General features: G+C 33.2%; 10 protein-coding genes. 1 reads left to right on the top strand and 9 read right to left on the bottom strand.

The window, feature by feature from the left end; genetic code table 11:
• A partial coding sequence (locus PHI38_RS06485; RefSeq protein WP_299854069.1) for a hypothetical protein occupies positions 1–2,076 on the top strand: 2,076 nt, incomplete at its 5' end.
• Between the two features lie 2 nt (positions 2,077–2,078).
• Here the strand turns inward: PHI38_RS06485 and PHI38_RS06480 are convergent.
• The 9 genes from PHI38_RS06480 to PHI38_RS06440 form a co-directional block, all read right to left on the bottom strand.
• Entirely contained in the window at positions 2,079–2,981 is a 903-nt protein-coding gene (locus tag PHI38_RS06480; RefSeq protein WP_299854066.1) for a tetratricopeptide repeat protein, read from the bottom strand.
• A complete protein-coding gene (locus tag PHI38_RS06475) occupies positions 2,978–3,472 on the bottom strand; it encodes a hypothetical protein (RefSeq protein ID WP_299854063.1) in 495 nt (164 codons plus the stop codon). Before PHI38_RS06475 ends, PHI38_RS06480 begins: the two co-directional genes overlap by 4 nt.
• Positions 3,473–3,481: 9 nt before the next feature.
• Positions 3,482–5,572, bottom strand: coding sequence for an EAL domain-containing protein (locus PHI38_RS06470; protein WP_299854061.1), 2,091 nt, complete (start codon positions 5,570–5,572; stop codon positions 3,482–3,484).
• Entirely contained in the window at positions 5,569–7,839 is a 2,271-nt protein-coding gene (locus tag PHI38_RS06465; RefSeq protein WP_299854059.1) for a TolC family protein, read from the bottom strand. Before PHI38_RS06465 ends, PHI38_RS06470 begins: the two co-directional genes overlap by 4 nt.
• Before the next feature lie 14 nt (positions 7,840–7,853).
• Complete coding sequence (locus tag PHI38_RS06460; protein WP_299854057.1) at positions 7,854–8,534, bottom strand: hypothetical protein; 681 nt, start codon at positions 8,532–8,534, stop codon at positions 7,854–7,856.
• The gene (locus PHI38_RS06455) at positions 8,535–9,611 is read right to left on the bottom strand and encodes a MotA/TolQ/ExbB proton channel family protein (protein WP_299854055.1); all 1,077 of its coding nucleotides are present in this window, start codon (positions 9,609–9,611) and stop codon (positions 8,535–8,537) included.
• Between the two features lie 9 nt (positions 9,612–9,620).
• Positions 9,621–10,574, bottom strand: coding sequence for a hypothetical protein (locus tag PHI38_RS06450; RefSeq protein WP_299854053.1), 954 nt, complete (start codon positions 10,572–10,574; stop codon positions 9,621–9,623).
• 56 nt (positions 10,575–10,630) lie between these two features.
• A complete protein-coding gene (locus tag PHI38_RS06445; RefSeq protein WP_299854051.1) occupies positions 10,631–11,905 on the bottom strand; it encodes an HlyD family type I secretion periplasmic adaptor subunit in 1,275 nt (424 codons plus the stop codon).
• Positions 11,902–13,465, bottom strand: a 1,564-nt coding sequence (locus PHI38_RS06440; protein WP_299854048.1) for an ATP-binding cassette domain-containing protein, incomplete at its 5' end; no start/stop codon positions are given. The genes PHI38_RS06440 and PHI38_RS06445, both read right to left, overlap by 4 nt.

Genomic DNA, 13,465 nt, shown 5'->3' with positions numbered 1-13,465 from the left:
GTAATAGATGCGCTTGGAACAAGTGGCGATGCGATAAACTTATCAGGGACATTTACAGCAACGCTCAATGATGCAGCTGCTACAAATATAAATGCATCAGATTTAAGTGCAATAGGTGCAACAACAACTGGAGCAGTTACAGTAACTAATGCTATTAATATCACAGGAACAGCATCAGAAGTTACAGCAGCACTCGTAACAGCTAGCTCACTTGTAGTTGCATCAACAGCTACTGTTAATATTAGCGATACATTAAGTGCCTCAAGTGTAAATGCAATACTTATAAAAACAACTGGAGTAGTTACAGCAACATTAACAGCAGATACGGCAGCTAATTTAAATGCTGCATTAACAAATGGTAATCCAGCTGATAAATTGACACTAACAGTAAATGGAGCAACAGCAAGTGCCGTTAATCTTAACGCTCTTGATAATAAAACTTCAATAGCACTTAACGCAACTGCAATCACTGAACTCACAGGAAATGCAGCAGATATAAAGATAGCTTTAGCTTCAGCTGGAATAACAACAGTTACAGATCATAGCTTAGCGGTAAAGGTGAGTGGAAGTACATCAGTAGCTGATATAAACACAATCAACGCTGATAGCGCAACAGGAATAGTTACAGCAACAGCAAGTGATACAGCGGCTACAACTTTAGTAGGACTAAGCACAGAAGCTACAGATATGATTACTATTACATTAGGAGCAGCTGTATCAACATCGGCGGCTGATTTGAATGCGATTGATGGTAAAACAGCAGTTGCAGTCAATGCAGCAAATATCACAACTCTTAGTGGAACAGCCGCAGATATAAAAGCTTCTTACGCAGCAAATACAGCAGGAACCATTACTGGACTTGGAAATGAAGCAGTAACAATAAGTGATGTAACAATCACTGCTATTGATTTGAAAAATTTAGACTTAGTAACAACAGGCATTGTTAATGCTTCAAGTGTAACTACTGTATCAGGATTATTAAGCGATTTAAATACTATCTATAATTCAGCAGGAATAAGTGGACTTGGAAATGAAGCTGTAACAATTACAAATACGGGAACTATTACAGCAACACAGATGAATGATTTATTAATCGGTGAAACAACAGGAACTATCACTCTAGCTGGAGCTGGTTCTTTAATCATCACTTTAGCAGCAGGAGAGACTCTAAACTTGGCTAATGTTACAAATAGTCTAACTGGAGCGCTCACTATAAATGACTCAACTGGAAATGAAACTATCACAGGGACAAGTACAAATGACACTTTAAATCTAAGTGGTGGAAATGATACAGTAAACCTTGGAGCAGGGGATGACACGATAAATATAGCTATCGCAAATCTAAATGCTAGTGACGTTATAACAGATACAAGTGGAACGGATACGCTTAATTTTACATCAAGTGGAACAATTGCAAGTACGAATTTTAATGTAAGTGGTATTGAAAACCTTAATTTTTTCAGTGGTGATGATACTGTTACATTTGCAGATAAAACAAGCTTTGATAACTGGGTAGCTAAATTTACTTCTATAGATGGTGGGAGTAGTGGTGGCGATACTATCTCATTTGGCGCAACTGCTATTAATGGAGATTTGGATTTTAGTAAGCTTAATGACTTTGAGAACTTGAACTTAAGCAGTGCTGCTGATAATATCACTTTAAGTGGCGATGAGGCGGCAAATGTTAATACCCTTGGTGGAAATGATATAGTTACTTTAGACTTTTCAAATATAAATAACTTTACTGTTGATGGCGGAGCAGGAGTTGATACACTTAGTATATCAGGAAGCGGTACAGAAACTCTAAGTGGTAATTTTAGTAATTTTGAAGTGTTAAATTTATCTGGTTTCTCAAATGTGAGTATTAGTGAAACTACAATTAATAGCTGGAGTTCTACAGGTAGTTTAGAGTTCTCCATAAACAACAGCGATTACTACTATAGCAGTGATGCAGGTTTTAGTTGGCTTCAAAAAAGTGTAGATGGAGCTTTAAGTATTGATAGTGCGGCAAATTATACGATAGATTTGGATGCTAACCACGGTGTTACTGATTTACAACTACAAGTAGTTATATAAGATTAGATGTTATTGCGTTTTTGAAACAAGATAGCATCTTCGTAGTCCATTTTCGCAGCTTTTAAAATCCACTCTTTGGCTTTTAAGATATCTTTTGTTACTCCATGTCCATAAAAGTAAAACACTCCGACTTGAAATATTGCTTTTGGATAGTTTTGAGCGGCGGCTCTCATGTAGTAATCAAAAGCAGTTTTTAAATTCTTTTGAGCAACCTCTCCTTGAGCATAAAAATCTCCAAGTTTTGATTGGGCATGCATGCTTCCATTTTGCGCAGCTTTTTCTAACCAAAAAAGTATCTTATCTCTATCGTAAGATACATATTCAGATGAGAAGTACATCATTGCAAGGTTGTATTGGGCTAGGGCATCTTCTTGCCATGCAGCTTCTTGAAACCAATAAAAAGCTCTTTGATAATCACTAGAAGTACCAAGTCCATTGTAGTAGAGTTTTGCAAGGTTGTTTTGCGCTATTTTATTGCCACCCTCAGCAGCCTCTTTGTACCAATAAAAAGCCTCTCTCATATTTTGCGCAGTTGGATCTTTTTCATAAAAAAGCCCAAGGTTAAGCTTTGCTATAACAAGCCCACTATCTGCTGCTTTTTTATAATACTTTAGAGCCAAGGTTTTGTCTTTTTTTAAACCAAATCCATTTTCATACATATAACCGATGTTGTTTGTAGCTTCGCTTTGACCTGCCTCAGAAGCCTTTTTATACCATGAAAAAGCATTTTTATAATCTTGTTTTGTATCTAACCCATAAAAATAACAAAAGCCAAGATTGTACATGGCATTTATATCACCTTTATTTGCCTTTTGCAGATATGAGCTAAATTTTGGAGTTGATGTATCATCTGCACTTAAAGAGGAAAATAGAAGAAGAAGTATAAGTGCGCATTTTTGTATCATGGTACAAGTTCATCTTTTTTTATATCACAGTATGGATATGCAATATGTAAAATAGAGTTAAGATTTTTATCACAATATATCCACTCTTCACCTAAACCAAGAGCATACTCAATACGGTTCCAAAAAATCTCATGGGCTTGTGAATCTGGTGAAACTAGATTTTTTTCATCTTCTATCATTGAAAAAATCTCTAAGCTCAACTTAGTCGTGTTTTTATCTTTTGTTGGAAGAACTGATAAAATAATGTTATCAACTTGCATACCAATAGTTAAAAAGATATTTGTAGAGCGCTCCATGATATGAAGCTTATCCCATGAAGTATCTATGATGTAATCCTTCGAATCATCTTTATATATCTTTTTTATAATGTTAAAAATTTTTTGCTCATCTATGTTTTGATATGTTTTTATAGATACATTTAAATCATCGTTAGAAAATAGTGATATATTTAAAAAGAGACAAAGTAGTAAAAGATATAGATGTTTTTTCATAAAAGCTCCTTATCTGCTTGTTCCATAAAATCCAAGCATCTCAAATGCTAAGTAATCTTGCTCATTCTTAAGAGAGTCTCCAAGAACTTTTATACCATTTTCATCGCAAAAGAGAAGTATCTGTTTTACGATATGTTGTTTTGAACTATCTCTTTTAAAATCTTGACAATAAGCTCTCTCTAGTCTTAGATAACTAGGAGATAATTTTAAAAGTTTTTGTAGCTCCAAATCAGATATATGATACTGTTTTATCATAAATTCAAGCTCATTATTTCTAAGAAAAGTACAAAAAGAGACAAACTTATCATAGTTGCTAGCTACGCTATAACTAGGAGCTACAAAGATAAGGTTTTTTCTATAAGGAGTTGTCTTTAAGAACTCCTCTAGCCAAGATAAAAATAGTTGGTTTGAGAGCGATGTAGAAGAGAGCGCTATACATATCTTATGTGTGAACTTGCCAAGCTCTATCTCAAAGAGTACTTTTTCTATAAGAGCCTTATCAAAATCCATTATGTACCCAAGCTTTTTTGCAACAGATAAAAATTTGCGGCTAGGGATACACTCAAGAGTTAAACTATCAACTATAAGCGCAGAGACTTCTTGCATCAGCAACTTTGGCGATGAGTTGAAATCATAAGTATCATATATATACTGCAAAACAAAATCTCTGCGTGCAATAATCTCTTTTACGCTCTGTTCTAGCTTTTTATTTAACTCTTGTTGATTTTTCTCATCAGCTATGTAGTAGTGTTTTGATTTTTCTTTGATGGCATTCTCATATGTATCTTTTGCACTTTGAAGGATTGATTCTATTGTGCCATAGTTGTCAAAGGGTGTTGCACCATAGTATATTTCATTTTCAAAAAAGTAGTATTTATAGCTTAGTTTTTTAGTAATCTCTATGATTTCTATAAGCATATCTTCTATCTCTTGTGAAGTAACATCATAAACTATCATAGCAAACTCAGCACCAAAAAAGCGGTAAATTGTGCCATCATATTTTGGGTTTGTATCAAGGAAGTTTTTTATAAGATATGAAAACTCTTCGATTAAAGAATCTACTAGTTCTGGCCCGTGGTTGTTTGTAAATTCGCCTATTTTGTCTATTTTTAACTGGATAATAAAGCCGTTTTTATTTGCAATAAACATATATTTAATATCATTCTCAAAAGACTTTTTATTTGGCAATCCTGTTAGTTCATCAGTTTTTTCTTTTTGATAAATAATATCTTTACTAATGGAGAGCTCGCTAGATAAGCTAAAGTTCTTCTTGGAGAGATTTTGGATGTTTTGATTTAACAACTCAAACTCATTTGAGAACTCTTTTGGGATTGATATCTCTTTTATCACTCTTCCATCAAGTATGTTTTTTATATACTCATTTAAAGACTCAATTGTTTTTCTAAATTTAGGACGGATTAGATAGTTGTAAATCAAAACAAATAAAATAAAAACAGAGATAGTAATAAATAAAATATTTAACAAAAATAAGCGCGTTTTATCTGCAATATCTTCTTTGTTTATACTAATATCTCCGTACTCAAATGTAAGAGTAAAATCATTCTCTTCATAGCTTAAGCTTTTAAGTTCTGCCCTACTTTTATCTGTTTTGATCTCTTTTTGAGTCTCATAGATATATAAAAACTCTTTAATTATGGAGTTTTTCTCTACTTCAAATTTAATGGCTATATTTGCAGGCACACTATTTTTATCATTTGTTAAAATCTCGTATCTTCCATCTGGCATATACGCAATCGTGCCTTGCATAGCGTCTATTGAGATTTCAAGTATGTTCCAAGACTCATCAATAGAAGCAACACTCTTTAAAAGTAGTTCATCACTAAAAAAGTATTTTTTTAGCTTGATATTTACGTTTTGTAAGGATGTTCTATTTTGAAGATTTTTAACTATTTTCTCAAATAAAACAAGATTGTTTGATGCGACACTCTGGCTTGCAGATGCCAAAAGTTCTTTTTTCATATCTTCTATGGATAACTCTTTTTTAACTTCAGCTTCATCTACTAAAGAGGAGTAGTAAAAATAGGTGCTAAGAAAAATAGATAAAGCTATAAGAGGGATGAAAAATAGAAGCTTTTTCATTTTTTATTAAACCTCTTATATAACTCTTGCTTTTGAGATATCTTCTCTATGACAGGTAGATAGAGCTCACTTAGTTTTTTTAGAGAATCTAGAGCACTCTTAGCCTCTGCATAGGTTGGATAAACACCGTACATAAGTTTATACCACTCCCCATTTTTGCCAAACTTAAAGACAAAACTCTCATGTACTATATCTTCATCTTTTAGAAGTTTCGCCGCCGAATCTATAGAGGAGGTTGTCGTTATGTTTATAGTAAAGAACTCTTTAGGAGCATTTAAAAACTTATCTTTAAAGGCAGGGTCCGTCTCAAAAGGCACTTCAATGACTTTCTTCTCTTTTTTTACAATAGCAGCTTTTGGTATATCTTTTGCATCGACAAATGATAGAGCAGAGAACTCTTTAAACTCATCTTGTACTTTTTTAACTTTTGATATTTTTACCCTATCATTTGTCTCTTTTGAGAGCTTTTCATTTAACGTAGTGTTTGCATCTTCGCTAAGATTAAAGATACCAAATGCTATTTTTGTTTTTATCTTTTTATCTTCAAAATGCTCATATATAAAAGATTCACTGGAGATGTTAAGCTCAGAAATCTTCTCAAGTGCTTGTAAAGGAGTAGCAAATCCATCCATAATGATTGTATATTTATCAGGATTTTCAATCAGGAATTTTTCATGAAAAGAGAGTAACTGTGAGAGCTCTTTTTCACTACTTTTTTGAATTTCTACAATCTTAGTAATCTCTGTAGCATTTATATCATCTTTAGTTATTGGGTATTTTTTAGGCGTCAAAGGTTCTTTTGTTTGTGGCTTGTACTGCGCTCTATATGAAGCTTTTGCCATATCTAAAAAGTTTACTTCATTTGTATCAATCTCAAAATACTCTAAGAGTTCTCCTGCGTATTTTTTGATTGAAAAATAGTCTTTTATTGTATCTTGTTGGCTTTGAATAAGGACAAGTTCTGCTGCATTTAGCTGTCTTTGTCCTTGGAGGAGCACATGTAAATCTTGCTCTCCATTTCTAAAGCTCTCCCAATAAGAGTTCACCATCTTAACAGAAGAGTCTACCTCGTCTTCAAGGTTCTTTAGGTTTTCTTTTAAAGAGTTAATTGAGGTATATAGTTTTTCAAGTTCCCATCTTATCTTTAGCAGCTCTGCTTCTTTTTCAAATGTTGTTTCTTGTATTGAAGAGAAGTTTTTTAGGTATTGATTTTGATCTTTATTTCCATTGAAAAGGTTGTAGCTAACAAGAATTTTTGCTATATAACTATCTTCTACCTTTTCATAATTTTCTTGATCAGATACTTTTTCTGCAGCTAAGACAAGGTCAACTTTAGGTTTAAAGGTAGCTTCACTTTTTTTGAGATTAAATTTCTTACTTAAAATAGAGTAGTTATAGTTTTTAATAGAGCTATTTTTTTGTGGGATACTATCTAAAACATTCTCTAGTGGTGTAACATTTAGATCTACTACTTTTTCATAGGGAGTAGTATTTTTAAAAGATTCTCCAGTTATAAACTTAAAATACTCAAGCGCATTATTATATTTTGAGTTTGTTTTAGAGAGTTGTGATTTTGAATTTGCAACACTAGCCTCTATACTGCTAAACTCACCAATAGATAGTGCGCCAGCGTCATATTTAGCTTTAACTATCTCAAATATGGTCTCAAGAGCCTCCATGTTTTTTTCACTAGCTTCCACTGAGTCTCTTATAAAGACAACATCAATATAAGAGATTATAGCCTTTGTCATCTCATCTTCTAAAAGCCTCTCAAAGTCTGTTTTTGCAACAGAGTAGAGTGCTTTTAATCTTTGAGTATCATAGTATGTCTCTCCACCAGAGTATATGTTTTGAGAAAGAGTCAAGGCATACTTTTCATCGTTATAATATTTTGAATCTGAATAAACTTGTTCAGGAGTTAAGTTTCCTGGTCTCTCTTGAGTTCTTATAGCTGTATAAGTGGCATCAATTGATGGCATGTAGTCACCATATGCTATATCTAACGCATGTTTAGCCTGTATCATCTTCTCTCGAGAGGCTTTAATCTTGTAGCTAATAGAGATAGCTTGCAAGACAGCATCAATTAGATCAATCTTTACATTTTCTTTATTTGTATCTTGTTTATGTTGTGATATATCAGCATCGACTAAGTCTTTTGAGAAAACATTTAAATCATAGCCGCTGCTAGGCTCTTGTGCACTTAGTTTAGTAGTTAAGAAAATAGTTATAAAACTAATTTGTAAAAAAAGTAGAATCTTTTTTTTCATATTTTCATAAACCATCATTTTTTCGTATTTACCATGATGATTCCATATCCAGCGTCATAGTCAACTGTTTGTGCATTTGGAATCTTGTCTTTTAATCTAACAACAACATCACTCTCTTTATACTCTCTTGAACGTATAAGATTTCTTATATTTAGGGCTCTTCCAAGTGCTATTTGCTTTGATATTGTGGCGCTAGCCTGATTTTTTGGCTCTGCTGTAAATATAGAGATATAGTGATTTGGAAATTTTATTTTTGCTTGTTTTAAAAATGAATCTACATCTTTCATTGTTTGAGGGTCTAGGATTATCTCTTTATTGTTATATTTTATAAGCATCCAATCATCATAGATACTATTTTCTTGTCTTGTAAGATTACTGTCTTTTACTGTTAAATCCATACCAGCAACAGCTTGTAAATCTTTTTGGGAATCTTTTTCTTCCTTGTTTGGGGTAACATCGAGTATATACTCTTTTTTCTTTTGCATATCAATTTTTGCTGCTGTAGTAATAGGCTCATTTGAGAGTTCTTGTACAGAAGAAGAGCCTGTGTATGAGATTTTATATTTAAACTGTGCATAGTAAGTAATGTTTACTATGAGCACAAGCATAAAAATTAGAACAACCATAATAACTGATGCAAAGAGATCAACAAATCCGGGCCAAGGATTAAATGGTTCTAAATGCTTTTTCGCCATCTATTTTAACCTTGAACCTTTTAGTAATTCTTCTAAGATTTGATTGTTTTTTTCTTGCAACTCTAAGATAGACTTTAAGTTTCTGTTTGAATTCATTGTAGCGCTTGAGAGGTCTTGAATGGACTCAATAAGTGCATTTGAACTTTGATACTGATTTATGTTTAAATCTTTCGTCCCATTAGCAATCTTATCCAGTGCTGCCATCATCTCTCTTGCTGATTTGGATTCGCCATCCATACTTTGAGAGAGTATTTTTAGCATGGCTTCATTGGATTTGTTTGATAGGCTCATGTTTTGTGAAAAATCACTCATTTTCTCTGTAAAAATATCCATCATTTTAGACATTGAACTGCCACCAGATACAACGCCATCTTCGCTAGTTAAGGTACCCTCTATGATTAGGGAGTTTATCCAATCTTGAACATCTTCTATAAAGTTTGCTTGATTTTTCTCTAAAACGTAACCTTTAATGCTAAGAATGATAGCTGCTGCAACTCCGAATAAAGATGAGCCAAAACCAACAGCCATACCAACGATAGGGTCGTTAAGACGCATCATGATTTCGCCAATGTTTACATCGCCTTTTAAAGAGAGCACTATCGCACCCATCTCATTAAGCGCAGATAAAAGACCAGTAAAAGTTCCAAGTAAACCAATCATTAAACACATGCTTACAAAAAAGTTGATGTAGCTTTTTTGATTTATAAACTTCTCTTGAAGCCAGTCAGATACGTCATGAGCTTCTGTATGTGTAAAATATACATAGTGGTGAGAAGCTCTTTTTGTAAACATCTTTGCAACATTTTCTGGAAAGATTTTGTCTATTCCACTAAGATAAAAATCTAGTGTTGCATCCTTTTTATATCTGATAACAGCAAAAGTACCTGTTAACATCACTAAATCAATTGATGCTTTAACAATAACCATCAAACCAATAGCTAAAACAGTCATAACTGCTACGTTAAACGTGATAGTTGAGAGGAAAAATCCATAGAGTGTTTCATAATTGTAAAAGACAATGAAGAAAATAAACAGCCATAAAATTGCATATACTTTAAGTATCTTTAGTCTTCTCATGCCATAACCTTAAAACAAGAAAAGAAGCAAAGAGACTATAAGTCCAAGCGCTATCATTACTACTTGATTTGTCATATTTTTAGACATGTCAACAAAACTTCCATCTTGGTTAATACTCTGACCCATTAAAATAAGGCCAATATCAACTCCGTTTGTATCTCTTACGACGACGCCATTTAGATATAAATCTTTTGTAACTATGTATTCGCCAGAGATAATTTGTTGTAGTGAGTGTAAGTCTATGTTATCAAGATAACCGAGTGTCGTTGTGTTGTATATCTTAGAATTTACAAGATAATTTTTCCCAACTTGGAAGTAGATACCTTCTCTATTTTGAATAGATAAAAGAGGTAGCATTTTTGAATCTAACAAGAATATCTGCTCTTGTTGTAGTCTTTTAAAACTATCCATTAATGCGTATATGCTCTGTCTAACTTCAATTATCCCAATTACTCGCTCATCTTTTATAACTGGTAGGAGAAATACATAAAAAATACCATTATAAATTACCTCAGGACCAAAGATATTGTTCTTTGTTTGGATGGTTGACATAAGACTGTTTCTTAGTATTTCGTTTTGATTTAGTGCAGAGTGAATTTTTATAAGAAGTGAGTTTCTCTCTTCTTCTTTTATCTCTGAGTTAAATTCATTTTCTATCTGCTCAAGAGTGGTTTTATCGCTTAAGAGCAGGGAGTCTATAATATTGTTGTTTTGCGCTAACGCTATGGCAATTTGATGTAGCTTAGTCTCTATCAAACTCTCTAAACTTTTTAGATGAAGCTCATAAGCTCTTGTTTGAGAAGCGTATACTTTGTCAGATGTTTTTGAAGTTGTAAATATAAGTAAATATGTTGATAATACAACCCCAAATGTAGCAATAATAAATATAGTTGTAAACCATAATCTTTTGTTGCTTTTTAGCTTATTGATAAATTGTTGTATAGTTTTTATAAAACCAAACATAGCCATCCCTTATTGAGCAATATAAATAAATTCCGTGATTTTATAGTATTTAGCATTTAATGCTCCTTTAACGCCTTGTATTTGATGTTTTTTATGGGTTTTAAGAGATAGTATAAAACAGTTCTCTTTCCTGTTAATATATTTACATTGGCAGACATTCCTATAAGAATTGGCGAATTCTCATCAAATCTATAATTATCTGCTCTAACTTTTATGGTGTAGTAGTTGTTTCCAAGCTCATCTGTTGTGCTATCTGGAGAGATACTTATGAGTTTTCCATCAAGCAGGCCATATTTTGAGTAATCATATGCAGTTATCTCGATAGAAACATCTTGCTTTGGATGTATATATGCTCTATCTGAAGAGTTTATCTTTGCTTCAATCATAAGGTCATCATCAATTGGTGAGACCTCTGCTATAGTCTCTCCAGACCTTACTATACCGCCAATTGTGTTGTAATAAAGTTTATTGATTATTCCCTTTGTAGGGCTAAGAACATCCATACGTTTATCTCTATCTATATATGTTTTGATTGCTTCTTGAAGTTTTTGAATCTCTACTTGAATTTCGCTACTCTCTTCAAATAGTTCAGTTCTAATTTCAAAACTTTTTCCCTCTATCTTTTTTTTCCACTCTTCTATTTCTCTATTTATAATAGGAATTTTAAATCTAGCTTCTTCAAGTTGTGTATATATTTTTTGTTTTGCAGATTGATGTTGAATAAACTTTTCTCTAGAAATTATCTTTTTATTGGCTAATTCTTCTTGTATCTTCATGTTCTCAAGAGTTAAGTTGTACTCTAGTGTTAGGTTTTCTAAACGAACTTGTAGCTCTTTAAGGTCAGCATGTTTTTGGTGTAGTTGGCTGTTTAAAACAGATATTTGAGAGCTATATTTACTTCTTTGTTCACGAAAAACCTCTCTCTCGTTTTGAACTATTTGAGGGATTGTTGCAATCATCTCTTTGTCAAACTGTGGCGCTTCCAAATTATTTAAAAGGGCGTCAATACGGTTTGATTTTGCTCTAAGAGCTATTAGTTTGATGCTATTTTCTTTTTTTTCTGAGATGAAGTATTGGTTTTCTATACGAAATAAAACATCTCCTTTTTGTACAGTATCACCCTCATTTACAAAGATATGTGTGATGATTCCACCCTCTAGGTGTTGGATTAAGCGGGTTTGTCCAGATGGTATAACTTTTCCACTCCCCTTAACACTCTCATCAATCTCGGCAAAGTACGACCATATAAAAAATATAGTTGTAAAAGCAATGATAGGAATCGTTACAAGTCTGTAGTTCCAACTCTGTTTTTGAGTGTACATATAGTTCATATTTCGCCCCTTTGAGGAGAATTAAGTATTTGTAACACTTTTTCTTTTGGACCATCTGCTACTATTTTTCCATCGTTAATGACAATAAGGCGATCAACTAGCTCAAGCGCAGCTAGTCTGTGAGTTATTATCAAAAGGGTCTGAGTAACATCTAGATTTGTTTTTAGTTTTTCTATAACCCTCTTCTCAAGGCCCATATCAAGGCCTGTTGTTGGCTCATCTAAAATCAAAATAGAAGGGTTGTTTACTAAAGATCTAGCAAGTGCTACTAAGTGTCTTTGACCGACAGATAGGTTTGAGCCGCGCTCTCCAACTTGCAGACCATCACCTTTGCCAGCTTTTTTTATAAGCTCTTCTAAGCCTGTTGTTTTTAAGATTTCCATCATTTTAGATTTACTTATTGGTTTGAAAAGTCCAATATTCTCTTTTATAGAGCCGTTAAATAGAAATGGATCTTGTAGCATGATGCCAATATTTTCTCTTACTTCTACTGGGTGAAGGGTTGAGAGTTCATGGTTATCAAGATAGATGGAGCCCTCAGATGGAGCAATGGTTTTTAAGATAAGTTTTGCGATTGTGCTCTTTCCAGCGCCTGTTTGGCCTATTATTCCTACTTTTTCTCCCGCAGCAATCGTAAAAGATATATTTTCTAAAGAGCTATATTTACTGTTTTGAAATTTATAACTTACATTTTTAAACTCAATTTTTCCCTCAATCTTTCCAAGCCCAGCTTCAGCGGTTGTAGCGTTTTCAGATGGTATAGATAAAAACTCATCTATTCTATTTACAGATTCTCCAATCTCTTTGAGTCTGATTAAAATTCCAGAGAGATTAACGATAGGAACTATCGCGCGACTTGCTAAAATTGTGATTGCAATTAGCCCACCAATTGATAGTTTTTGATCTGCTATCTCAAATACACCTACAACAACAACGCTAATGACTACGAGTTGAACCATAAACTGTGAAATGTTCATAGAGAGCATATGCAAAGATTGTATTCTCATACTTATACTATCCGTAAATGCGACAATGCTTTTCCATAAAAACATTCTGCTTGAGAGCGCATTTGAAGCTTTGATTGCTTCTGTTCCTTGAATAGACTCAAAAATAAAATTATTTTTAGATTGAAGGTTTTGCGAGTTGTTTGCACCAAGTTTTGCTATTGGTAGCTGCATCAAAATATTAAACCCGATAATCAAAATAGAAAAAATCAAAGGAACAGCGGCCATAGCTGGTGATATGATGTAGATAACAAGCAGAGCAATAAAGAAAAAAGGCAGGTCAATCACTTGCATCAATGAGCGTATGGTAAAGAAATCTCTAACATGATGAAGCTCTTTAAAAAGATTTGCTTTTGTGCCTGTTGTAAAATGGTCAAAATGCGCATTTGCAAGAATCATCTTTCTCATCAGCTCTTCTTCCCAGTAAAGGCCAATTTTTTTTGAAAAATCTTCTAGTATATGGTTTCTTGCATATTTTAAAATTATGTCAAATATGAGAATTATAAAAGCTCCAAGAGCAAGGACAAATAGCGTAGAATAGGCCTTGTTCGGGATA

The sequence above is a fragment of the Sulfurimonas sp. genome (assembly GCF_028694895.1).
Lineage (GTDB): Bacteria > Campylobacterota > Campylobacteria > Campylobacterales > Sulfurimonadaceae > Sulfurimonas.
This window is presented reverse-complemented; position numbering and strand designations above follow the sequence as displayed.